Origin of the sequence: Phenylobacterium sp. (assembly GCF_036563385.1) — a bacterium.
In the GTDB taxonomy this organism is placed as follows: Bacteria; Pseudomonadota; Alphaproteobacteria; order Caulobacterales; family Caulobacteraceae; genus Phenylobacterium.
In genome coordinates, this window is record NZ_DATCML010000015.1 from 173752 (window position 1) to 196435 (window position 22684).

General features: G+C 70.7%; 18 protein-coding genes. 9 read left to right on the plus strand and 9 right to left on the minus strand.

Annotation, left to right across the window (positions count from 1 at the left end):
- Positions 1-31: 31 nt before the first annotated feature.
- Positions 32-2746, minus strand: coding sequence for an Rne/Rng family ribonuclease (locus VIL67_RS15895; protein WP_332049888.1), 2715 nt, complete (start codon positions 2744-2746; stop codon positions 32-34).
- A gap of 433 nt (positions 2747-3179) precedes the next feature.
- On the opposite strand from VIL67_RS15895, the gene VIL67_RS15900 reads away from it, so the two are divergent.
- The 3 genes from VIL67_RS15900 to prfB all read left to right on the plus strand — a co-directional run bounded on the left by VIL67_RS15900 (position 3180) and on the right by prfB (position 8056).
- Complete coding sequence (locus VIL67_RS15900) at positions 3180-4367, plus strand: N-acetylmuramoyl-L-alanine amidase family protein (protein ID WP_332049889.1); 1188 nt, start codon at positions 3180-3182, stop codon at positions 4365-4367.
- Between the two features lie 86 nt (positions 4368-4453).
- Complete coding sequence (locus VIL67_RS15905) at positions 4454-6880, plus strand: penicillin-binding protein 1A (RefSeq protein ID WP_414696219.1); 2427 nt, start codon at positions 4454-4456, stop codon at positions 6878-6880.
- 50 nt (positions 6881-6930) lie between these two features.
- Positions 6931-8056 (plus strand): peptide chain release factor 2 gene (gene prfB / locus VIL67_RS15910; RefSeq protein ID WP_332049891.1). Its coding sequence is split into 2 segments (ribosomal slippage): positions 6931-6999 and positions 7001-8056, totalling 1125 coding nucleotides; the frame shifts between segments, so codons are not numbered across the junction.
- A gap of 7 nt (positions 8057-8063) precedes the next feature.
- On the opposite strand, the gene VIL67_RS15915 is transcribed toward prfB, so the two are convergent.
- The 4 genes from VIL67_RS15915 to tyrS all read right to left on the minus strand — a co-directional run bounded on the left by VIL67_RS15915 (position 8064) and on the right by tyrS (position 11618).
- Complete coding sequence (locus tag VIL67_RS15915; RefSeq protein ID WP_332049892.1) at positions 8064-8555, minus strand: bactofilin family protein; 492 nt, start codon at positions 8553-8555, stop codon at positions 8064-8066.
- Positions 8476-9630: a M23 family metallopeptidase gene (locus VIL67_RS15920; protein WP_332049893.1), complete on the minus strand. Its 1155-nt coding sequence runs from the start codon at positions 9628-9630 to the stop codon at positions 8476-8478. Before VIL67_RS15920 ends, VIL67_RS15915 begins: the two co-directional genes overlap by 80 nt.
- A 254-nt stretch (positions 9631-9884) precedes the next feature.
- Positions 9885-10346 carry a peroxiredoxin gene (locus VIL67_RS15925; RefSeq protein WP_332049894.1) on the minus strand — a complete coding sequence of 154 codons (462 nt, stop codon included), beginning with the start codon at positions 10344-10346 and terminating at the stop codon, positions 9885-9887.
- A gap of 15 nt (positions 10347-10361) precedes the next feature.
- Positions 10362-11618 (minus strand): tyrosine--tRNA ligase, encoded by a 1257-nt coding sequence (gene tyrS / locus VIL67_RS15930; RefSeq protein WP_332049895.1) that lies wholly within the window; start codon positions 11616-11618, stop codon positions 10362-10364.
- A gap of 254 nt (positions 11619-11872) precedes the next feature.
- Here tyrS and VIL67_RS15935 point away from each other — a divergent pair, with 254 nt between their 5' ends.
- Positions 11873-13006 carry an anhydro-N-acetylmuramic acid kinase gene (locus VIL67_RS15935; protein ID WP_332049896.1) on the plus strand — a complete coding sequence of 378 codons (1134 nt, stop codon included), beginning with the start codon at positions 11873-11875 and terminating at the stop codon, positions 13004-13006.
- On the plus strand, positions 12999-14303 hold the full coding sequence (locus VIL67_RS15940) for an amidohydrolase (protein ID WP_332049897.1): 1305 nt from the start codon (positions 12999-13001) through the stop codon (positions 14301-14303). Before VIL67_RS15935 ends, VIL67_RS15940 begins: the two co-directional genes overlap by 8 nt.
- Here the strand turns inward: VIL67_RS15940 and VIL67_RS15945 are convergent.
- Genes VIL67_RS15945 through efp form a run of 3 tightly spaced genes read right to left on the minus strand, consistent with a single transcriptional unit; the run spans position 14266 to position 17118 of the window.
- Positions 14266-15300 carry a mechanosensitive ion channel family protein gene (locus tag VIL67_RS15945; protein WP_332049898.1) on the minus strand — a complete coding sequence of 345 codons (1035 nt, stop codon included), beginning with the start codon at positions 15298-15300 and terminating at the stop codon, positions 14266-14268. The two genes, VIL67_RS15940 and VIL67_RS15945, sit on opposite strands and share 38 nt — an antisense overlap.
- Before the next feature lie 38 nt (positions 15301-15338).
- Positions 15339-16514: a BaiN/RdsA family NAD(P)/FAD-dependent oxidoreductase gene (locus VIL67_RS15950; RefSeq protein ID WP_332049899.1), complete on the minus strand. Its 1176-nt coding sequence runs from the start codon at positions 16512-16514 to the stop codon at positions 15339-15341.
- Between the two features lie 37 nt (positions 16515-16551).
- Positions 16552-17118, minus strand: a complete 567-nt coding sequence (efp, locus tag VIL67_RS15955; protein WP_332049900.1) for an elongation factor P — start codon at positions 17116-17118, stop codon at positions 16552-16554.
- Between the two features lie 124 nt (positions 17119-17242).
- Between efp and epmA the strand changes: the two genes are divergently transcribed.
- The gene (gene epmA / locus VIL67_RS15960; RefSeq protein WP_332049901.1) at positions 17243-18286 is read left to right on the plus strand and encodes an EF-P lysine aminoacylase EpmA; all 1044 of its coding nucleotides are present in this window, start codon (positions 17243-17245) and stop codon (positions 18284-18286) included.
- Here the strand turns inward: epmA and VIL67_RS15965 are convergent.
- Entirely contained in the window at positions 18222-19118 is an 897-nt protein-coding gene (locus tag VIL67_RS15965) for an alpha/beta fold hydrolase (protein WP_332049902.1), read from the minus strand. The two genes, epmA and VIL67_RS15965, sit on opposite strands and share 65 nt — an antisense overlap.
- A gap of 58 nt (positions 19119-19176) precedes the next feature.
- Between VIL67_RS15965 and VIL67_RS15970 the strand changes: the two genes are divergently transcribed.
- The 3 genes from VIL67_RS15970 (at position 19177) to VIL67_RS15980 (ending at position 22683) form a co-directional block, all read left to right on the plus strand.
- Complete coding sequence (locus VIL67_RS15970; protein WP_332049903.1) at positions 19177-20232, plus strand: lysine-2,3-aminomutase-like protein; 1056 nt, start codon at positions 19177-19179, stop codon at positions 20230-20232.
- Positions 20232-20987: a pseudouridine synthase gene (locus VIL67_RS15975; protein ID WP_332049904.1), complete on the plus strand. Its 756-nt coding sequence runs from the start codon at positions 20232-20234 to the stop codon at positions 20985-20987. Before VIL67_RS15970 ends, VIL67_RS15975 begins: the two co-directional genes overlap by 1 nt.
- Before the next feature lie 115 nt (positions 20988-21102).
- The gene (locus tag VIL67_RS15980; RefSeq protein ID WP_332049905.1) at positions 21103-22683 is read left to right on the plus strand and encodes a DUF4153 domain-containing protein; all 1581 of its coding nucleotides are present in this window, start codon (positions 21103-21105) and stop codon (positions 22681-22683) included.
- Position 22684 lies beyond the last annotated feature (1 nt).

Below are 22684 nucleotides of genomic sequence, written 5' to 3' on the forward strand. Positions count from 1 at the left end.
AGCCCCGCATCCCCGGTCGGAATCTAACCCGTCAGCCGCGCCGCCACCAGCCACGCCGCGGGGCCGCGGGCGGGGCCGAGATCTCGGCGGGATCCTGCGCGGCAGTTGCGGCAGCTTTGCGGCTGCTGCTCTCCACAGGCGCCTCGGCCGCGACGGGCTCCGGCTCCGATTGAGGCTGGGGCTCGGGCTCGGCCGCTTGAACGGGCTCCGGCTCCGGCTGCGGGGCGGGAGCTTCCGCAACCGGCTCCGGAGCCGGTTGCGGCGCGGGCTCGCTCACCGCCGCCTCGGTGGCCGCGGGCTCGGCCGTCACCGCCTCCGCCACGGCGACAGCCTCGGTCTCGGCGGCCTTGCCGCGGCTGCGCGTCCGGCGGGCGCGCTTGGGCTTCTCCTCCACCGGCGGCAGCTCGACCCAGATGTCCTCTTCGGTCCCGCTGGACGGCGCCGCCACCGCAGGGGCCGCAGCGACGGCTTCCGCGGCAGGGGCCGGAGCCTCGGCCGCGACGGGCGCGGGGCGCTCGTCGTTGGCCGGCGCCGGCGAGGGGGCCGGGGCGGCGTTGCGCTTCAGGTCCTCGGCCGGATCGAACCAGACGAACGGATCCTCGCCGTAGGGCACCCACGGCCGGGTCCAGGCGAAGACGTCCTGCGGACGCCCGTCGTCGCGCATCCGCCGGCCGCCGCGGCGACCGCGCCGGCGACGGCGGCCGCCATGGGCGCCGTCCTCGTCGTCGTTGGCTTCGGGACGCGGCTCGGCCTCGCGCGGTTCGCGGGCTTCACGAGGCTCGCGGGCCTCGGCGCCGCCTTCGCGCGGCTCGCGATCGTCGCCGCGCCGCCCACGCCGGCGGCGGCGGCGACCGCGCCGGCCGCCTTCGCTGTCGTCGTAGCGGCCCTCGTCCTCGCGGCTGCGGCGCTGCGGCGCGCCGGCCGAGGCTTCCCGGGCGTCGGTTTCGCCGTCCTCCGCGTCCTCGTCCTCGTCTTCCTCGTCTTCGTCCTCGTCCTCATAGGCTTCGTCATCGAAGTCGTCGGCGACGGGCTCGTAGGCCGGGGCCGGGACCGCCTGGACGATGGCCGCGTGGTCGGGCCGGGCCTCGCTGGCCGTCCGTTCGATCCCGTGGTCCGAGTGCGCCATGTCGTCGTCGATCAGGACGGTCACGAACAGGCCGAAAGCCTGGTGCAGGCGGGCCAGGTGACCGCGCTTTTCGTTCAGGATGTAGAGCCCGACAGCGCGCGGCACGGTCAGGCAGGCTTCGCCGCCGCCCTTCAGCGCTTCGATCTCCAGCGCCCGCAGGGCCGCCAGGGCGCTCGACTCCACCGAGCGCACACGGCCGGTGCCCTGGCAGTGCTCGCACACGTGGGTGGTGCCTTCGAGTACGCCGGTGCGGCGGCGCTGACGGCTGATCTCCATCAGGCCGAACGGGCTGATCTTGCCCATCTGGACCCGCGCGCGGTCGTCCTTCAGGCAGTCCTTCAGCCTCTTCTCGACGGCCCGGTTGTTCTTCGCCTCATCCATGTCGATGAAGTCGATGACGATCAGGCCTGCCAGGTCGCGCAGGCGCAGCTGGCGGGCGGCCTCCTCGGCCGCCTCCATGTTGGTCTTCAGCGCCGTGGCCTCGATGTTCCGCTCGCGGGTGGAGCGGCCCGAGTTCACGTCGATGGCCACCAGGGCCTCGGTCTGATTGATCACCAGGTAGCCGCCCGAGCGCAGGGGAACGACCGGGGTGTAGATCTGGCTGAGGTGGTCCTCGACGCGGTGCTTGACGAACAGCGGCGTGGGCTCGCGGTAGAGCTGCACCTTCTTCGCCTGGCTGGGCATCAGCATGCGCATGAAGTCGCGCGCTTCCTTGAAGCCGCCTTCGCCCTCCACGAAGACGTTGTCGATGTCCTTGTCGTAGAGGTCGCGGATGGCCCGCTTCACGAGGTCCTCTTCCTCGTAGATCAGGGCCGGCGCGATGGAGTGCAGGGTCGTCTCGCGGATGTTCTCCCACAGCCGCAGCAGGTAGTCGTAGTCGCGCTTGATCTCGGCCTTGGTGCGCTTGGCCCCGGCCGTGCGGACGATCAGGCCCATCCCCTGCGGCACGTCCAGGCTCTGGACGACGCTCTTCAGGCGCTTGCGGTCCGTCGCCGTGGTGATCTTGCGCGAAATGCCGCCGCCGCGCGCGGTGTTCGGCATCAGGACGCCGTAGCGGCCGGCCAGCGACAGGTAGGTGGTCAGGGCGGCGCCCTTGTTGCCGCGCTCTTCCTTGACCACCTGCACCAGCATGATCTGCCGGCGGCGGATCACTTCCTGGATCTTGTACTTGCGCATGAGCCGCCGGCGGCGCCGGGCGAGCTCCTCTTCCATGACATCGTCGTCGTCGTCATCGGAGGCCGCGACGGTCTCCTCGTCCTCACCCTCCTCGCCGGCGCTGTCCTCCGAGGCGGCGGCGCGGCGGCCGCGGGCGGGGCGCTCGTCCTCCTCGTCCTCCTCGGCCTCCTCGCGCAGCAAGGCTTCGCGGTCGGCGACCGGGATCTGGTAATAGTCCGGATGGATCTCGTTGAAGGCGAGGAAGCCGTGGCGGTTGCCGCCGTACTCGATGAAGGCCGCCTGCAGGGACGGCTCAACGCGCGTCACCTTGGCGAGATAGATGTTCCCTCTGAGCTGCTTGCGGTTCTGGCTCTCGAAGTCGAACTCTTCAACGCGGTTTCCGTCGACGACGACCACACGCGTTTCTTCCGCGTGCGCTGCGTCGATCAGCATGGTCTTGGACATTAAGTGAATCTCCACGGCGCGCTGAGCGCTGCCGGTGCATGGGACGGGCGCGCGCGCCGCCCGGGAAGACGCCGCAGACGGCGTCTCGGGAGGCCATGGGGCCGGTATCGGCGTGAGCTGCGCAGCCCATCAGGTGTGTTCCCAGGCGCGTCCGGAATGGGCGCGGATCGGATGATGCGTCGTCACCGAGGATACGGTCTAAGCCGACGCGGGCTTGAGGTCGCGCGTCCGGGTCCTGTCCAGAAGCGGACAGGCGCCGCTGCGGCGCGCGGGCCGGACTTTGCAACAGCGGCCCGCAAAAGGAAAGCCGAACCGCCACGCCCACGGTGCGAAAGGTCTGGTTAACCGTTTGTCCACCGGGCCCGCGTCTATATGGCGCTTCAATCCGTTTGCTCAAATCCGTAGGCTGGGCCCAGACAAAATGCTGGTGCGTATGAGGCAAGGACTGTGGAGGCATAAGGGCTGGGCCGTGGTGGCCTCGGCCGCCGTCCTGCTGTGCGCGGCGGGCGCCGCCGTCGGCCACGCCGCCGCGGCCTCCACCGACCTGCTGAAGGTCCGGCTGGGGGGCGATTCCGAACAGACCCGCATCGTCATCGACCTCGATCGGTCCGCCACGGCCAAGCTCGTGTCCGACGGCGCCGCCGACCGGCGGGTCACCGTCGTGCTGCCGGGCGTCACCGCCACGGCCGGCCTGCAGGGCGGCGGCCATGGCCTCGTGCAGGCCTGGATGGTCGACCAGACGGCGGCCGGCGCGCGCCTGCAGATGGACCTCGCCGCCGACGCCAAGGTGAAGCGCCGCTTCCTGCTGCCCCCGGCCGACGGCGTGGACCACTACCGCTACGTCGTCGACGTCGCGCCCCTGGGGCCCGCCGACGTGAAGCTCGCCAAGGCCAGCGCCCCGACCCTGCGCACCAAGCTGCTGCCGGTGAAGTCCGAGCTCAGCCTCAAGAAGGTGGTGGTGATCGACGCCGGGCACGGCGGCCACGATCCCGGGGCCCATGGCGCGCTCGGCCACGAGAAGGAGATCAACCTCCTCGCCGCCAAGGCCCTGCGGGCGCGGCTCGAGAAGACCGGTCGCTACAAGGTCATCATGACCCGCGAGACCGACGCCTACGTGGGCCTGGCCAGCCGCGTGCGGATCGCCCAGCGCGCGGACGCCGACCTGTTCATCTCGCTGCACGCCGACAGCGGGCCGGAGCCTGGCCTGCGCGGCGCCAGCGTCTACACCCTGTCCGACAAGGCCAGCGCCCGCGCCGCCCAGTTCGTCAGCCGCGACGACTGGTTCATGAAGGCCAGCCTCACCGGCGACCGCGGCGTGAGCGACATTCTGCTCGACCTGACCCAGCGCGCGACGCGCAACCGCTCGGCTGCTTTCGCCCAGACCCTGGTGGCCAATATCGAGGGCAAGTCCCCCATGCTGCGCCGCAGCCATCGCGACGCCGGCTTCATGGTCCTGCTGGCCCCTGACGTGCCGGCTGTGTTGCTCGAGATGGGCTTCGTCTCCAACCCCGAGGACGAGCAGCTCCTGCGCGACCCCGTTCGCCGCGGGGAGCTGATGAACGCCGTCGGCGACGCCATCGACGACTACTTCGCCGAGTCCGTGAGGCTTGCGGCGCGCTGACGCGGCGGGGGCGGCGGCCCGTTGGCGCCTGCCCCGACGCACGCTAGACGGGACGGCAGGGGGGCCGCCCGCGCCCCTGGAGGCTTCTGGCGTTGGATCCGACTGAGAGCAGGCCCGAGCGTTGGGTCGCGATCGCCGGCGTGGTGGTGCTGAGCGCCATCGCGGTGGCCGGGTTCGCCGCGGCCATCTGGGCGGCGTGGCTGTTCCACGACATGCCGGACGCCGCCGACCTGGCCGACTACCACCCGCCCACCGCCACCCGCGCCTACGCCTGGGACGGCACCCTGATCGGTGAATTCTCCCGCGAGCGTCGCATCTACGTTCCGTACGACGCCATCCCGCCGAGGCTCGCCCAGGCGTTCCTGTCCGCCGAGGACCACAACTTCTTCAAGCACAGCGGCGTGGACGTCTCCGGCTTCGGCCGCGCCATGGCGCGCAACGTCTTCAATGTGGCGCAGGGCCGGCGGCTGGAAGGCGGCTCCACCATCACCCAGCAGGTGGCCAAGAACATCCTGCTGACCAACGACCAGACCATCGGCCGCAAGCTGAAGGAGGCGATCCTCGCCAGCCGGCTGGAGCAGACGCTCTCCAAGGAGCGGATCCTCGAGCTGTACCTGAACGAGATCTGGCTCGGCTACCGCTCCTACGGCGTGGGCGCGGCCGCCTACAACTACTTCGGCAAGTCGATCTCGGAGCTCAGCATCGCCGAGGCGGCCTACCTGGCGGCTGTGCCCAAGGGGCCCGACAACTACCACCCGATCCGCCGCAAGCGTCAGGCGCTGGAGCGCCGCAACTGGGTCATCGACCAGATGGCCGGCCACGGCTGGATCAGCCGTGAGGAAGCCCGCCTGGCGAAGGCCGAGGACCTGCGCGTGCAGGGCGAGCCCACCCGCGCCAAGTACCGCGACGCCGACTACTTCGTGGAGGAGGTCCGCCGGCGCGGGCTGAACACCCTCGGGGACAAGCTGACCGAGGGCGGCTACTACATGCGCACCACGCTGGACCCGCGGCTGCAAAGCGCCGCACGCCTGGCGCTGATGAATGGCCTCGAGGCCTACGACCGCCGGCACGGCTGGCGCGGCGCTTGGGGCAACGTCACCACCCTGGCCGGTTGGGAGCAGATCGCCCGCAAGCGCACCCGGCCCGCCGAACGGCGCACCTGGCTGCAGGCGGTGGTCACCTCGGTGGCCGGCGGTACGGTGCAGGTTCAGACCATCGATGGCCAGAAGGGCGCCATCGCCGCCGAGGATGTGGCCTGGGCCCGTCGCGGCAAGGGCATCGGGACGGGGGACCTGATCTTCGTGGCCGCCGCCGAGAACGGCCAGCCGGGCTTCCGCCTCAAGCAGGTGCCGGCGGTGAACGGCGCGCTGGTGGCCATGGAGCCGCACTCCGGCCGGGTTCTGGCGATGGTCGGCGGCTACTCCTTCTCCCTGTCCAGCTTCAACCGAGCCACCCAGGCGATGCGCCAGCCCGGCTCGGCCATCAAGCCGATCGTCTACGCCGCGGCGCTCGAGAACGGCTACACGCCCGCCAGCGTTGTCATGGACGCGCCGATCACGCTCGCCGGCGCCGGCGGCCAGGCGTGGACGCCCGAGAACTACGAGAAGAAGTACTACGGGCCGCTGCAGCTGCGGAAAGGCCTGGAGCTGTCGCGGAACGCCATGACGGTGCGACTGGCCCAGGGCGTCGGGATGACCAAGATCTCCGGGCTGGCGGAGCGGCTCGGCGTGACGAAGAAGATGGACCGGGTGCTCGCCATGGCGCTCGGGTCGGGCGAGACCACCGTGTTCCGCATGGCCGGCGCCTACTCCTCCTTCGTGAACGGCGGCCGCAAGGTCGAGCCGCACCTCATCGAGCTGGTGCAAGACCGCGAGGGCAAGGTCATCTACCGCCACGACGGCCGCGACTGCCCGCGCTGTGACGCCGGCTTCTCCGGGGCGGAGAGTCCCCGCATCCCGCCGTCCGGGGCCCAGGTCATGGACCCGATCACCGCCTACCAGATCACCTCCATGCTGCAGGGCGTGGTCCAGCGCGGCACCGCCGCCTCGGCCTCTTCGCTCGGCTATCCGCTCGGCGGCAAGACGGGGACCACCAACGACTATCGCTCCGCCTGGTTCATGGGCTTCTCCCCCGACCTGGTCGTGGGCATCTACGTCGGCTTCGACGACAACCGCAGCCTGGGCGACGGTGAGACCGGGTCGCAGTCGGCGGTGCCGATCTTCATCGACTTCATGAAGGTCGCCCTGGAAGGCGTCGAGAAGAAGGAATTCAAGGCGCCCAAGAACGCCAAGTTCGCCCTGGTGCGCGGCATTCGCGAGGCGTTCCGGCCGGGCACTGAGCCGCGCGTCGCCACGGCGCCCGCCGGCGGGGCAGGGGGCCCGCGGGTGCTGCGCGGGCCTCAGCCCTACAACGAGGTATGGCGCAACGGCGTCACCGGCGCGCCGAATGCGGGCTCGGCCGTGAACCCGCCGCCGCCCAAGCGGCCGCCGGACGACACGGCCGGCTTGTTCTGATCCCCGGCGCGGGCTATCTGCCGCGCCCTGTCATTCACCGGAGTTCTCCCATGAGAGCGGATGTCGAGGCCGCGAAGGCCGACATCGAGCAGTCGATCGAACTGCTCAGGAGGCGTCTTTGACTGGGAGCCAGCGCTCCGTAAGCTCGACGAGCTGAACGCCCGGGTCGAAGACCCTAGCCTTTGGAACGACCCTGACCAGGCCCAGGCGGTCAGCCGCGAGCGCTCCCGGCTCGCCGCTCAGGTGGAGGCCGTGCAGTCGCTCGAACGCGACCTGGCTGACGCTCTGGGGTACGCGGAGCTGGCCGAGGAGGAGGGCGACGAGGGCTCGCTGGACGAGGCCCGCGCCCAGCTGAAGGCGATCAAGGACCGCGCCGGACGTGCGGAGCTCGAAGCCCTGCTGTCCGGCGAAGCCGACGGCAACGACGCCTACATGGAGATCAACTCCGGGGCGGGCGGCACCGAGTCTAACGACTGGGCCGGCATGCTGCTGCGGATGTACACCCGTTGGGCGCAGGCCCACGGCATGAGCGTCGAGGTCATCGAAGAGACACCGGGCGAACAGGCCGGCATCAAGTCGATCACGCTGCAGATCAAGGGGACCAACGCCTACGGCTGGCTGAAGACCGAGGCGGGCGTCCACCGCCTGGTGCGCATCAGCCCCTTCGACTCCAGCGCGCGCCGGCACACCTCCTTCGCCTCGGTGTGGGTCTATCCGGTGATCGACGACAACATCGAGATCGAGATCAACCCGTCGGATGTGCGCACCGACACCTATCGGGCCTCGGGCGCCGGCGGCCAGCACGTCAACAAGACCGACTCGGCGGTGCGCCTGACGCACATCCCGACCGGCATCGCGGTGGCCTGTCAGACCCAGCGTTCGCAGCACCAGAACCGCGAGCAGGCGTGGAAGATGCTGCGCGCCCGTCTCTACGAGCTCGAGCTGGAGAAGCGCGAGGCCGCTCAGGCCGCCATCGAGGACCAGAAGACCGACATCGGTTGGGGCCACCAGATCCGCAGCTACGTCCTGCAGCCGTACCAGATGGTGAAGGACCTGCGCACCGAAGTGGAGACCTCCGACACCGGTGGCGTCCTCGACGGCGATCTGGACGAGTTCATGGGCGCGGCGCTGGCCCAGCGGGTGGGAGCCACCCGCGGCGCGACCGTCGACGCGTAGGGGCGGCCTACTCCGCCGGCTCGGCGACCGGCGCTTCCAGCAGGGCCGCCGCAGGCGCCTCGAAGCGCAGGCTCCGGCCCTCGAAGCGCGCGCCGGCGTCCACCGCCAACTGGGTGTGAGTGATGTCGCCCAGCACCTGCGCCGAGGCGTGCAACCGTACGCTTTGGGCGGTGATCGAGCCTGTGACACGGCCGCGGATGTCCACCGCTTCGGCCTCGATGGCGCCTTCCACCTGGCCGCTTTCGCCGATGGTCAACCGCCCCACGCGCAGGTCGCCGCGCAGCACGCCGTCCAGCTGCACGTCGCCATCGCTGGCGAGGTCCCCGGCGATGGTCACGTTCTCTGCGATCAGCGAGGCGGCGATCGCCTTTCGGCCAAGACCTGGGCTCTCAGGCGCGTCAGGGCGCGGCGCGGGGGACCTAGCCGGCTTGGAGAACATAGGAACCTGCCTTGAGGAATCGGTCGGGGTTCTGCGCCCGGCCGTTGACCCACACCTCATAGTGCAGGTGCGTGCCGGTGGAGCGGCCGGTGGAGCCCATGCCGCCGACCCGTTGGCCGACACCCACCGCCTGGCCGGGCCGGACGGCGATCGCGGCTAGGTGGGCGTAGCGCGTCTTGAGCCCGCGCCCGTGGTCGATCTCGACGACGTTGCCATAGCCTGAGCGGACGCCGGTGAAGCTCACCACGCCAGGGCCTGTGGCGTAGATCGGAGTCATGGTCGCGCCGGCGAAGTCTAGGCCCGAGTGGAAGGCCGGCCGACGCGTGAACGGATCGAAACGCACGCCGAACCGGCTGGTCTGGGCCGCCGCCGCGGTCGGCGCAGCGAGCGGCAGCTTCTCGGCCGCGGCGGACAGGGCGCGGGCCTCAGAGAGGTCGGTGGCGGCCCGCTGCACGCGTTGCGCGAACTGCTCGTCGACGTCCAGCACCGCGGCCAGGGCGCGGGGATCGCGGGATTCAATCAAGGGCCCGCCCAGCGAGCCACCCTTCGGCACATAGGAGGAGGGCGTCAGCCCCGCCAGACGGAAGGCGAGGCGCAGCCGGTCGGCGCGGCTCTTGGCATAGCCGTCGGCGGCGTCCAGCAGCTGTTCCTGGCTGATCCGCACCATCTCGACGCGTCGGGCGGGGTTGGCGTCGCCGGTGGACAGCGCCCGGCTGATCGCCGGGGTCAGGGCCTCGGCTGCGCCGGGCGCTCCTTTCATATCGGTGAGCAGCAGGGCTAGGGCGGCGTGGCGCTTCTCGATCGTGGTGGCCACGTCGCTGTTGGAGCCTGAGGTGGCGTTCAACTGGGCCACGGCCGAGTTGAGCCGGGCCTGCCGGTCGGCGATCCAGCGCTCGTACTTCGCCTGGGTGCGGGCAATCTCGCGGTCGGCGGCCGACGCCGAGAAGACATTGACCAGCATCGCCGCGGTGGAGACGCCCATCCACAGCGCGGCGCCCGCGACCACGCTCGCCGCCGCCATCTGCTTGCGCGGCGTGAGCACGAAGCCCTTCATCTCGCCGCCGGAGCGGACATAGAGGTGACGTTCCGGAAACAGGTCTTCGAGCGAGCGGCGAAGCCGCGCCAGGCGTTGCATGCTGTCGCTAAGTCCCCAGCCCCATCGACGGGGGAGATATGGGCTGAGAATTTTCGGGCGCGCAAGGCGCCGCGGCCGGGCGAACGGACGCAGGTCCGCACAATGCGAGTGTTCGCAGCGTCGGTTAAGTCAGGGTGAACGCCCCGGCGGGCGCCGTCCACAGCGCGTTCGGCCCTCGGAGAACAAAGCTTTTGGGCGCGGCAAAGCTGCAACAGGCGCCGCCGGGTCGTGCAGCCCGGCTGCGACGCTGCGCCTCAGAGGGCCTTCACCGCCTCGAGCACCTGCTGGGCGTGGTTGGGCACCTTCACCTTGCGCCAGGCCTTCCGCACCACGCCGTCACTGATCAGGAAGGTGGAACGGTCGATGCCCATGTACTGCCGGCCGTAGAGGCTCTTCTCCACCCAGCTGCCATACCGGGCGATCACCTCGCCTTCAGGATCGGCGCCCAGGCGCACGGCCAACTCGTACTTTTTCGCGAAGTTGGCATGCCGCTTCACGCTGTCCTTCGACACGCCCAGAACCGTGGCGCCGGCCGCCTCGAATTCGCTGGCCAGGGCCGAGAATTCCTGCGCCTCGCGTGTGCAGCCGGGCGTGTCGTCCTTCGGATAGAAGTAGAGCACGAGGGTGCGGCCGGCGAAGTCCGCCAGCCGCACGGGTCCCTCTGCGGTTTCCAGGTCGAAGTCCGGCGCCTTGGCGCCCTCCACGATCTCGCTCATCCGCGCTCCTTGGTCTCAGACCGGCTTCACTAGGACGATCTTCTTCTTGCCGGCCGACAGCTTGACCACACCGTCCACCAGGTCAGCCGATGTGACCGCGCGATTGGCGTCGGCTTCCGGCTTGTCGTTGACGCGAAGGCCGCCGCCCTGCGCCAAGCGTCGCGCCTCGCCCTTGGAGCTGGCGAGACCCGCCGCCACCGCCAGATCCGCAAGCTGGACGCCGGCCTCCAATTCGGCGGAAGGCGTCTCGTGCGTCGGCAAGTCGGCCGACAGCCCGCCCTGCTCGAACGCGGCCTGGGCGGCCGCCGCGGCTTTCGCCGCCTCGTCTGCTCCGTGCAGAAGGCGCGTGGCCTCGTTGGCCAGCACCTTCTTGGCCTCGTTGATCTCGGCGCCGGGCAGGGCCTCCAGCCGGGCGATCTCGTCCAGCGGCAGGTCGGTGAACAGCCGCAGGAACCGGCCGACGTCGGCGTCCTCGGTGTTCCGCCAGAACTGCCAGTAGTCGTAGGGGCTGCGCATGTCGGCGTTCAGCCAGACCGCGCCCGACATGGTCTTGCCCATCTTTTGGCCCGAGGCGGTGGAGAGCAGGGGCGTGGTCAGGCCGAACGCCGGCTTCTGATCGACGCGGCGGATCAGCTCGACGCCGTTGAGGATGTTCCCCCACTGGTCCGAGCCGCCCATCTGCAGGACGCAGCCTCGGCTCCGATGGAGCTCCAGGAAGTCCACCGACTGCATCAGCATGTAGTTGAACTCGAGAAAGGTCATCGGCTGCTCGCGCTCCAGCCGCAGCTTCACGGAGTCGAAGGCCAGCATCCGGTTGATGGTGAAGTGCACCCCGTAGTCGCGCAGGAACTGGACGTAGCCGAACTTCGACAGCCACTCGTCGTTGTCGACCATCACGGCGTCGGTCGGCCCGTCGCCGAAGGTCAGGAACTTGGCGAAGACGGTCTTGATCGAGGCGATGTTCGCCTGGATGTCAACTTCGCTCAGCAGCTTGCGGGCTTCGTCCTTGCCGGTTGGATCGCCGACCTTCGTGGTGCCGCCGCCCATGAGCACGATCGGCTTGTGGCCGGCCTGCTGCAGCCGGCGCAGCATCATGATCTGGATCAGGCTGCCGACGTGCAGGCTCGGCGCCGTGGCGTCGAACCCAATGTAGGCGGCGATGGTCCCGCCGGTCGCCGCCTCGTCCAGCTCCTCCGGATGAGTGATCTGGTGGATGTAGCCGCGCGCCTGCAGGGTCTTCAGGAACTCGGACTTGAACGGCGCGTCGGACATCTGGGGATTCCCGGGACTTCGGTGGCCGGGCTCTAGCACGGGGGAAGCGAGGATTTCGAGGGACATGGCGGCTCCTTGAGGGGCTGGGAGGCCGGGCGTCCGTTCGGGTCTGATCGGGGATGGCGCCGGCCGGGTGGGGCAGGCGCGAAGGATCGATCGCCTGCTAGAGGGGCAGACGGTAATAGCGGCCGAAGAGGGCGGCGCGTCCGATCATGCGGCTAGCTACGTCCGCGCCGGCATGGCAGTCAAGCCGCATGCGCGTGCTGGGATTCATGACCGGGACCTCCCTCGACGCCGTCGACATGGCGGTGCTGGAGACCGACGGCGAGGCGATTCAGGCGTTCGGCGCGGCGGGCGAACGCAAGCTCAGCGAGCCTACGCGGGAGATCATGCTGGAGGCGACGCGCCAGGCGCTGAAGTGGCCCCGCGGCGCGCCCGAACCTGCGATCTTCGCCGAAGCCGCTCGGGCGGGCGCCGTGGAGCACGCCGTGGCGGCCGAGGAGTTCCTGGCGGCCAACGATCTCGCCTGGTCCGACTTCGACCTGCTTGGCGTGCATGGCCAGACCGTGCTGCACGAGCGGCCGCAGGCGGGCCAGACCGGCCGCACCGTGCAGCTCTTCGACGCCCAGTGGTTCGCCGACCGCACCGGCCGGCCTGTGGCCTGCGACTTCCGCACGGCCGACGTGGCCGCGGGCGGGGAGGGCGCGCCGCTGGCGCCCATCTACCACCTGGCGCGCGCGGCGGCTTCGGGCCTGGCGCCGCCGCTGGCGGTGCTCAATATCGGCGGGGTCGCCAACGTCACCTTCTGGTCGGGCGGGGACGAGATCGCCGCCTTCGACACGGGTCCCGGCAACGGCATGATCGACCTGCTGGTCCAGGATCGCGGCGCCGGCCGCTTCGACGACAAGGGCCGTTACGCCAGCGTCGGCCAGGTGAACGAGCCGGTGCTGAGGGCGCTGCTCGCCCATCCCTACTTCCAGGCGCCGCCCCCCAAGTCGCTGGACCGCTACGACTTCTCGCTCGAGCCCCTGGCGCGGATGGAGCTGGAGGACGCGGCCGCCACTCTGGTGGCGTTCACGGCCGAGGGCGTTCGACGCGCCTTCGACCTGATGGGCGAGACGCCGCGTGAGGTGGTGGTCACCGGCGGCGGACGGCACAATCCCGAGATCATGAAGGCGCTCGCCGCCCGCCTGACTTGCCGGGTCGCCACCTCCGAGGATCACGGCTGGCGCGGCGACTCCATCGAGGCCGAAGCCTTCGCCTATCTGGCCGCCCGCACGGCGCGCGGCCTGCCCATCTCATTCCCCAAGACCACGGGCGTGCGCCAGCCGATGACCGGCGGCCGCATCGTCCGACCGACCAGCCCCGAGGGACCTGCCAATGCGTAAGCTTCTCCTGGCGGCCAGCGCCGCCGTCGCCGTCTCCGTCGCCGCCCCGGCGCTGGCCCAGGCGCCCGTCGCCGCGCCCTACGACGCGACGGTGTTCGCCAAAGCCAAGGCGCTGCAGCCGAAGGTCGTCGCCTGGCGGCGCGACATCCACCAGAACCCGGAACTCGGCAACCGCGAGGCGCGCACGTCCAAGCTGGTGGCCGACCACCTGCGCAAGCTCGGTTTCGAAGTGAAGACCGGCGTCGCCAAGACGGGCGTGGTCGGCGTGCTCCGCGGCGGCAGGCCGGGCAAGGTGGTGGCGCTGCGCGCCGACATGGACGCCCTGCCGGTGGCGGAGCGGACGGGCCTGCCCTTCGCCTCGAAAGCGACCGCCGAATACAACGGGCAGACGGTGCCGGTGATGCACGCCTGCGGCCACGACGCCCACGTCGCCATCCTGATGGGCGCCGCCGAGCTGCTCGCGTCCATGAAGGCGGAGATCCCCGGGACGGTGGTGTTCATCTTCCAGCCGGCGGAGGAGGGCGCGCCCAACGGCGAGGAGGGGGGCGCCAAGGTCATGGTCGAGCAGGGCGTGCTCGAGAACCCGAAGGTGGACGCTGTCTTCGGCCTGCACGTCGTGCCCGGGCCCGTGGGATCGCTCTTCTGGCGGCCCGGCCCGATGATGGCGGCGTCGGACCGCTACGAGATCAAGCTGAAGGGCAAGCAGACCCACGGCGCCCAGCCCTGGTCGGGCATCGACATGGCCTCCCTCACCGCAGACATCGTCACCGCCTTCAACCAGATCGCCGCGCGCCAGGTGAACGTCGCCAAGTCGCCCACGGTGCTCACCGTCGGCACGATCCACGGCGGCCTGCGCTACAACATCATTCCCGAAGACCTCGAGATGGCGGGCACCCTGCGCACCTTCGACCCGGCCATGCGCAAGGACGTCATGGCCCGGGCCGAGAAGGCGGTCGCCTCCATCGCCGAGCGCTATGGCGCCAAGGCGACCTTCACCTGGGGCACGCCCAATCCGGTGACCAACAACCACCGCGAACTCACCGCCCGGATGAAGCCGACCCTGCAGCGCGCCGCCGAGGGCGGCCGCATCCAGGACGACATCGACTACATCACCGGCGCGGAAGACTTCTCCTACTACCAGCTGAAGGTGCCCGGGCTGTTCTACGACCTGGGCATCGGCGACCCGCCGGGGGTGAACCACTCGCCATTCTTCACCATTGACGAGCGCGCCCTGGAGACCGGGGTGCGCGCCCAGGCGCTTACGGCGCTGGATTTCCTTCGGACCTCGACTCCATAACCGGCTCGTCCGCCGGCGGCAGCGGCCGGGCCAGGTCCTCGGCCGCGTCGTTGGTGGTCATCGGATTGGGAGCACCGGCGCGTTTGCGGGCCGCGGCTTCGGGATGCTCCAGCCGCAGGGCGTCCAGCGCCCGGTCGCCTTCCTGGCCGAACAGGCTGCGCAGCCGCACGTCCATCTGCGGGAACGGCACCTCGATGCCGGCGCACTCCAGGGCGTCGGCGATCGCCCAGGTGTAGGCGGCCTGCATGGCGGCGGGGCGTTTCACGGCGTCCAGCGTCGGCCAGACCAGGAGCTCGAAGTTCAGGCCCGACTCGCCCATCTCCACGAGCCAGACCTGGGTCTTCTCGGTCTCCGTCTCCGGAAGGGTGAAGGGCACGGAGCGCGCCGCCTCCAGCACCACCTGCCGGACCTGCTCCCGGTCGCTGCCGTAGGCGACGCTGAACGGGATGTGGATGCGCCGGCCCCGGTTGTGCAGCGTCCAGTTGATCACCGGCCCCTCGATGAACTTGGAGTTCGGCACGATGAGGTCGATGTTGTCGTTCGTCCGGATCCGAACCGCCCGCGGCCCGATCTCCTGCACCAGCCCGCGGCGGCCGTCCTCCAGCTCCACATAGTCGCCGACGTTGAGGACCCGGTCGAAGATCAGCACCAGGCCGGAAACGAACTCCTTCACCACGCCTTGCAGGCCAAGGCCCACGCCCACCCCGATCGCGCCGGCGAACACCGCCAGGGAGGACAGGTTGAGGCCGATCGAACTCATCCCAACCACGAAGGCGAGGATCACGACGCCGTAGGTGATCAGCTTCTCGACGATGTAGAGCGCCGCCTGCCCGTGCCGTGAGCGTCCGCGCACCCGTTCGATGGCCAGCTTGGCCAGCCGCGCCACCGCGAAACCGGCGAGGATGATCAGCAAGCCTGTGATCACGCCGCCCAGGGTGACGGGCGTCCGCCCGATCGCGAACAGGACGAAGCCCTGCAGATTGTCGAGGTTGTCCATCAGCGCCGCGAACGCGGCCGCTTACGGCCCTGTTCCGTTCAGACCGCCTGGCCCGCGCACCAGCCGCTCGCCCAGGCCCACTGGAAATTGTACCCGCCGAGCCAGCCGGTCACGTCCACCACCTCGCCCACGAAGTAGAGCCCTGGGACCGCCTTGGCCGCCAAGGTCCGGCTGTCGAGCTCGTCGGTGTCCACGCCGCCGAGCGTCACCTCCGCCGTGCGGTAGCCCTCCGAACCCACGGGCTTCACCCGCCAGCGGTTCACGGCGTCGGCCACGCGCCGCAGTGTCTTGTCGGAGGCGTCCGCCACATTGCCTGGCAGGTCGCCGGCCAGCGTCTGGCCCAGCCGCTGGGGGACGAAACGCGCCAGCACGGTGGTCACGGCCTGGCGCCCGGAGCTGGTCCGCGCGTTGCGCAGCGCCTCGAACACGTCCTCGCCCGGCGCCATGTCCACCTCGATCTCCTGGCCCTCGCGCCAGTAGGACGAGATCTGCAGGATCGCCGGGCCCGACACGCCTCGGTGGGTGAACAGCATCGCCTCGTCGAAGCGCGCCTTGCCGGACGACACCCGCGCGTCCACCGCCACCCCGGCCAGGGGCTTCAGCCGCTCCAGCAGAGAGACGTCGAACGTGAGGGGGACCAGCGCCGGGCGGGTCTCGGTGACCTTCAAGCCAAACTGCCGGGCGACGTCGTAGCCGAAGCCGGTCGCGGCCATCTTCGGGATCGACTTGCCGCCCGTGGCGATCACCAGCGAGGCGCACCCGATGTGGCCGTTCAGGCGAAAGCCCGTCTCTGCCTTTTCGATGGACGTGACGGCTTGGCCCAGCCGCAGCTCCACGCCGGCGGCGGCCATGTCATCCACGAGCGCCTGGATGATCTCCTTGGCCGAACCGTCGCAGAACAGCTGGCCCAGCGTCTTCTCGTGCCAGGCGACGCCGTGCCGCTCCACCCAGGCCACGAAATCGGCAGGCCGGTAGCGGCGGAGCGCCGAGACCGCGAACTTCGGGTTCTGCGAGAGGAAATTCGCCGGCCCGGCGTGGATGTTGGTGAAGTTGCAGCGCCCGCCGCCAGAGATGCGAATCTTCTCGCCGGGCGCCTTGGCATGGTCGAGAACGAGCACGCGCCGGCCGCGCTTGCCCGCCTCGATGGCGCAGAACATCCCGGCCGCGCCCGCGCCGATGATCACCACATCGAACTGTTCGCGGGCGCCTGCCATATCAACCGCTATCCCCGCTGGCGCGGAGCTAAGGACCTCAGTCCTTGGCGCGTTCCTGGTAGGAGCCGTCCTCGGTGAGGACCACGATCTTCGTGCCGACGGTGATGTACGGCGGAACCATGGTCTTCATGCCGTTCGACAGGATCGCCGGCTTGTAGGAGGACGAGGCGGTCTGGCCCTTCACGGACGGCTCGGTCTCGACCACCTCGAACGTGGCCAGGCGCGGCAGGTCGATGGCGATGGGCACGCCCTCGTGGGTCGACAGCGACACCTGCACGCCGTCCGTCAGATAGGCCGCGGCGTCGCCGATCACGTCCTCGGAGGCCACCACCTGGTCGTAGGTGTCCGGGTTCATGAAGTGGAAGCCTTCGCCGTCCTGGTAGAGGAAGGTGTAGGGGCGGTCGTCCACCACGGCCCGCTCCACCGTCTCGGTGGTCCGATAACGTTCCGAGATCTTCACCCCGTCCGAGATGCGGCGCATGTCGAGCTGGGTGACCGGCGTACCCTTGCCGGGGTGGATGTTCTGGGCGCTGAGCACGACGTAGAGCTTGCCGTCGATGTCGACGACGTTGCCCTTGCGGAGCGAGCTGGCGATGACCTTCACGTTCTATCCTCGAGGATGCGGCGGAGCGGGCAGGGGAGCCCTGCGCGATTCCGGTGTTCGAATTGTTGTCGCGCCCCTATAGCGACCTCCGCCGAAATCGCCAGCCCCACCCCGGTCGCACCCCTTGCCTGAGCCTCGTCCTTCCCCCTGGTGGGCGCCCCACCGCCACGCCGACCGCCGGCCGTTCCTGCTGGCGCGCAACGCGATCACCCGGGCGGTTCGCGGCTGGTTCGAGAGCCGCGCGTTCGAGGAGGTGGAGGTCGCCGCACTCGCCGTCTCCCCGGGCAACGAGGCGCACCTGCACGCCTTCGCCACCGAGGCCCTGACCACCGCCGGCGAGGCCTCCACCCTCTACCTGCACACCTCCCCGGAGTTCGCCTGCAAGAAGCTGCTCGCGGCCGGCGAGCGGCGGATCTTCAGCCTGGGCAAGGTGTGGCGGAACGGGGAGCGCGGGCCGCTCCACCATCCCGAGTTCACCATGCTGGAGTGGTACCGGGTCGGGGAGCCGTACGCGTTTCTGATGGGCGACTGCGCCGCTCTCCTGGCGCTCGCCGCGGAGACGGCAGGGGTGAAGGCCCTGACCTGGAGGGGCCGCGACGCCGACCCGTTCGCAGACCCCGAGCGCCTCACCGTTGCAGAGGCCTTCGCCCGCTACGCCGCCGTCGACCTGCTGGCCAGTGTGGCTCCGGACGGCTCCACCGACCGAGACCGACTGGCCGCCGACGCTCCCGTCCGGGTCGCCGCCGACGACACCTGGGCCGACGTCTTCAGCCGCATCATCGTCGAGAGGGTGGAGCCGCAGCTCGGCTTCGGCCGGCCGACCATCCTCTATGAGTACCCCACGGCCGAGGCCGCCCTGGCCCGCCCGGCGGCGAGCGACGGCCGCGTCGCCGAGCGCTTCGAGCTCTATGCCTGCGGGGTGGAGCTGGCCAACTGCTTCGGCGAACTCACCGATCCGCACGAGCAGCGCCGCCGATTTGAAGCCGAAATGGCCGAGAAGGCCCGGGTCTACGGGGAGCGCTATCCCCTCGACGAGGAGCTGCTGGAGGCGCTGGCCGCCATGCCGGAGGCGAGCGGCGGGGCGCTTGGCTTCGACCGCCTCGTCATGCTGGCGACGGGCGCTCAGCGGATTGAGCAGGTGCTGTGGACGCCGGTTCCTGAGCGCTGAGCCCGTCGAACGCCGCCAGCACCTGATCCAGAGCCTGGTGGTGCGGCATGTGCCCGATCCCCTCTACGAGGGTGAGCGCCGCCTGCGGCATCACCGCCGCCATGAGGGCGGCGTGCTGTCGGTGCTCGACGATCTTGTCGCCCATTCCGCTGACCAGGGCGACCGGGCAGCGGATGGCTCTGATGTCCACCAGGCCCGCCAGTGAGCCGGGCGTCAGCGTCGCGGCGTCCTCGCCCTCCTGCACCATCTGCGAGGGGCGAAGCACCACCTCCGCGGGGTAGCGCTCCAGCCAGTCCACGGGCGGCTGGCCGGGCGAGAACATCAGCTTCTGCACCATCTTCAGGAGAACCGGATCGAGGCTCCAGCGGGCCACCTCCGCGATCACCGGCCCGAACACGGGCAGGGCGCGTGGTCCCAGCATGAGATGCTCCGTCACGCGGAACTCGGGACGTGTGATCGGCGACAGCAGGAGCAGCGAGCGCACCTCCTCCGGCCAGGCGGCGGCCCAGGTCATGGCCACCATTCCGCCGAACGAGTGCCCGACCAGCCGTACGCCCGCGACGTCTACGCCGAGCGCGGTCAGCCCCGCCCGGATCTGGCGCGCCTGGGCCAGCGGGGTCGCGTCGTAGCGCGGGCGCGCACTGGAACCGTGCCCCGGCCGATCGACCGCGAGCGCCAGTCCCCGCTGCGCGAAGGCGGCCAGCGGCGCCTCCAGCCAGTCCACATGGGTGGCGAGCGCACCGTGGATCAGCACGATGGGAAGGCCGTCGCCCTCCCGGATAAGGTGCAGGCTTCGCTCGGCGTCGAGCGCCACGGTCTGGGAGATGGCCATGGCCAGGTAACGCGCGAGGGATGGCGTCGGGCGCGACCTTGGGCCATATCCGCGCCCGATGACCGCCCAGCGCACCCTTCGCCGCCTGCCCGACCTCGCCGAGGCGGGCCTGGTCGCGGCCGAGGCCCTACCGGCGCTGGAGCGGGTGGCGGCCCAGTACGCGGTGGCCATCACACCGGCCATGGCCGAGCTGGTCGACGCCGCCGATCCCGCCGACCCCATCGCCCGCCAGTTCGTGCCGGCCGAGGCCGAGCTGGTCCACCTGCCGCTCGAGCATGGCGATCCGGTCGGCGACCACGCCCACAGTCCGCTGGAGGGGATCGTCCACCGCTACCCCGACCGGCTGCTGCTCAAGGTGAACCACAACTGCGCGGTCTACTGCCGCTTCTGCTTCCGCCGCGAGATGGTCGGTCCGGAAGGCCTGCGCCCGCTGTCGCCGCAGGCTCTGGACGCCGCCTTTGCCTACATCGCGGGCCGGCCCGAGGTCTGGGAGGTGATCGTCACCGGCGGCGACCCCTTCGTGCTTTCTCCCCGCCGGATCGCCGACCTGATGGCCCGGCTCGACGCCGTCGACCACGTCAAGGTCGTCCGCTTCCACACCCGTGTCCCAGCCGTCGAACCTGAGTTCATCAGCGACGAACTGGTGGCCGCGCTCAGGACATCGGCCAAGGCGGTCTATGTCGCGGTTCACGCCAACCACGCCCGCGAGCTGACCCCCGTCGCGCGCGCCGCCTGCGCCAGGCTGGTTGACGCCGGGATCCCGCTGCTCGGCCAGACGGTGCTGCTGAAGGGCGTCAACGACGACCCCGCAAGCCTGACAGCCCTGCTGCGCGCCATGGTCGAGACCCGCATCAAGCCCTACTACCTGCACCACGGGGACCTGGCTCCCGGGACAGGCCACCTGCGGACGACGATCGAAGACGGCCAGGCGCTGATGAAGGCGCTCCGCGGCCATGTCTCCGGCCTCTGTCAGCCCACCTACGTCCTCGACATTCCCGGCGGACACGGCAAGGCGCCCGTGGGCCCGAGCTTTCTGAGTGGCGGCGAGGTGGAGGACTTCCGCGGCGTCCGTCACGCCTATCCGCCGCACTCGGGTCGGGAAGGGGACGCCTGATGGCCTGGAGCGGCCGCTACGACGGCGACGAGCCCCAGCGGGTCAACAAGTGGCTGGCTCAGAGCGGGGTCTGCTCACGGCGCGAGGCCGAGGCCTTGATCGCCCAGGGCCTGGTCGCCATCGACGGCGAGACGGTGGCCGACGCCGGCCGCAAGATCCTGCCCGGCCAGACCCTCACGCTCGCCGACGCCGGCGGGGCAGGGCCGCTCAGCGTCGTGCTGCACAAGCCGATGGGCTATGTCTCGGCCCAGCCCGAGGCGGGCCAGATCCCCGCCGTGCGCCTGCTGACCCGGGAGGCCCTGGTGGGGGACAGCCCGCAGATCCCCGGCCGCGACACCCGGCTCGCCCCGCTTGGCCGGCTGGACATGGACAGCCGCGGCCTGCTGATCCTCTCCGAGGACGGGGTTCTCGCCAAGGCGATCATCGGGCCGGAGAGCGATCTCGAGAAGGAGTACCTGGTCAAGGTCACCGGCAAGATCACGCCGGAGAAGATCAAGCTCCTCTGCCATGGACTGAAGCTCGACGGCCGGCCGCTCAAGCCCGCCCGCGTCAGCCACGTCCAGGGCCAGGAGCTTCGGTTCATCCTCAAGGAAGGGCGCAATCGGCAGATCCGCCGGATGTGCGAGCTCGTCGGCATGCACGTCATGGACCTGGTCCGCATCCGGATCGGCGGCCTGGTTCTGGGCGACCTGCCCGAGGGCCGCTGGCGGGTGCTCCAGCCGCATGAGCGGGCGATGCTGACCGGCAGGGCCTGAGCCTCTCCAAATGCACGCGATCTGCACCTGAGCGGGTCTGCGGATGCACGGAGGGTCCGGCGCGGCTGGACGCGCCCCCGCCACTCTGGGCGCCAGTAGCTCCGGAGCGTCCGCAATGTCCGCCGCCGTCCTTCGCCCGCCGACCTTCTGGATCAAGGCGGCCCTGGCCGCCGCCCTGGTGATCGCCGCCGACCGGCTGTTCTTCGACGCCGACGCGGTAGGGACGAGCCTCGGCCTCTTCGCCCTCGCCTGGTCCGCCGCCGCGGCCCTGGCGACGCCGGCCGTGCTCCGCGACCCGACGGGGCGGCTGGCCCTGCTTTGGGCGGTGGCCTTCGCCGCCGTCAACCTGGAGCGTCCGACCCTGGTGGGCTGGCTGCTCTTCGGCCTCAGCCTTGGCGTGGCGGTGCTCGCCCCGCGGGCCGGGCCGGCCGAGGACGCCTGGCGCTGGCTCCAGCGGGTGCTCCTGCAGGGCCTCAAAGGGCTGGGGGGTCCGTTGTTGGACTTCCGCCGGCTCGGCGCGCCGCGCCTGCGCCGGCGTGCGCCGGGGCTCGGGGCCGTGGCGGCCAACGCGGTCCTGCCGCTGGCGGGCGGCCTTCTCTTCCTGTGGCTGTTCGGGGTCGCCAACCCGGTGATCCAAGGCCTGCTGCCGGAACTCGGCCTGCCGCGGATCGAGCCCGCCCGCTGGGTCTTCTGGGCCATGGCCTCCGTCGCCGTCTGGGGAATTCTGAGGCCCCGTTTCCTGCGCCGCCCGCGCGACGTCGCCGAGGCTGCGGGAGACCTCCTGCTGCCCGGGGTCACCCCGGCCTCCATCACGCTTTCGCTGATCGTCTTCAACGCGCTCTTCGCTCTGCAGAACGGCCTCGACATCGCCTTCCTGTGGAGCGGGGCCGCCCTGCCGGAGGGGATGACGCACGCCGAGTACGCCCACCGCGGCGCCTATCCGCTGGTGTTCACCGCCCTCCTGGCCGGCCTCTTCGTCCTGGTTTTTCTGCGTCCCGGCTCGCCCACCGCCAGCCTGCCGCTGGTGCGCCGGCTGGTGATGCTCTGGGTCGCCCAGAACCTGCTGCTGGTGGCCTCCACCATCCTGCGCACGCTCGCCTATGTCGACGCGTACTCGCTGACGACGCTCAGGATCGCGGCCCTGCTCTGGATGGGCCTGGTGGCCGTGGGGCTCGGCCTGGTGGGCTGGCGGCTGGTTCGCGGGAAGAGCACCAGCTGGCTGATCAACGCCAATGTCGCCGCGGCCGCCGGGGTTCTCGCCCTCTGCAGCGTTATCGATCTCAGCGCGGTCGCCGCCGCCTGGAACGTCCGCCACGCCCGTGAAGCGGGCGGTCGCGGCGCGCCCCTGGACGTCTGCTACCTCGAGCGGGTGGGCGAGGCCGCCTTGGTCTCTCTGGCCGAGCTCGAGCGCCGGCCGCTGCCGGCCGACCTTCGCCTGCGGGTTCAGGGGGTGCGCGAGCGTGGCCAGACGAGGCTCGCCCTGCGGCAGGCGGACTGGCGCGGCTGGAGCTTCCGCGGCGCGCGCCGGCTCGCCCGCGTCCAGCAGCTGGCGGCGGGCGTCACCCCATTGCCGCCCGGCGTCTCCTGGGGCTGCGCCGGCCGTTCGCCGGCTGTGGCCGCGCCGCCGGCCCCCCCGCCGGCCGCGCCGGCGCGTCCTACGGCGCCGTTGACCGCGCCCGCGCAACCGAGAACATGAG

Coding starts and splice junctions, on each gene's coding strand:
- VIL67_RS15970 (WP_332049903.1), top strand. CDS start 19,177: ATGACCGCCCAGCGCACCCTTCGCCGCCTGCCCGACCTCGCCGAGGCG.
- VIL67_RS15915 (WP_332049892.1), bottom strand. CDS start 8,555: ATGAGGTGTGGGTCAACGGCCGGGCGCAGAACCCCGACCGATTCCTCA.
- VIL67_RS15975 (WP_332049904.1), top strand. CDS start 20,232: ATGGCCTGGAGCGGCCGCTACGACGGCGACGAGCCCCAGCGGGTCAAC.
- VIL67_RS15980 (WP_332049905.1), top strand. CDS start 21,103: ATGTCCGCCGCCGTCCTTCGCCCGCCGACCTTCTGGATCAAGGCGGCC.
- VIL67_RS15925 (WP_332049894.1), bottom strand. CDS start 10,346: ATGAGCGAGATCGTGGAGGGCGCCAAGGCGCCGGACTTCGACCTGGAA.
- VIL67_RS15895 (WP_332049888.1), bottom strand. CDS start 2,746: ATGTCCAAGACCATGCTGATCGACGCAGCGCACGCGGAAGAAACGCGT.
- VIL67_RS15920 (WP_332049893.1), bottom strand. CDS start 9,630: ATGCAACGCCTGGCGCGGCTTCGCCGCTCGCTCGAAGACCTGTTTCCG.
- VIL67_RS15950 (WP_332049899.1), bottom strand. CDS start 16,514: ATGGCAGGCGCCCGCGAACAGTTCGATGTGGTGATCATCGGCGCGGGC.
- VIL67_RS15945 (WP_332049898.1), bottom strand. CDS start 15,300: ATGGACAACCTCGACAATCTGCAGGGCTTCGTCCTGTTCGCGATCGGG.
- tyrS (WP_332049895.1), bottom strand. CDS start 11,618: ATGTCCGACGCGCCGTTCAAGTCCGAGTTCCTGAAGACCCTGCAGGCG.
- VIL67_RS15900 (WP_332049889.1), top strand. CDS start 3,180: ATGAGGCAAGGACTGTGGAGGCATAAGGGCTGGGCCGTGGTGGCCTCG.
- VIL67_RS15940 (WP_332049897.1), top strand. CDS start 12,999: ATGCGTAAGCTTCTCCTGGCGGCCAGCGCCGCCGTCGCCGTCTCCGTC.
- VIL67_RS15935 (WP_332049896.1), top strand. CDS start 11,873: ATGCGCGTGCTGGGATTCATGACCGGGACCTCCCTCGACGCCGTCGAC.
- VIL67_RS15965 (WP_332049902.1), bottom strand. CDS start 19,118: ATGGCCATCTCCCAGACCGTGGCGCTCGACGCCGAGCGAAGCCTGCAC.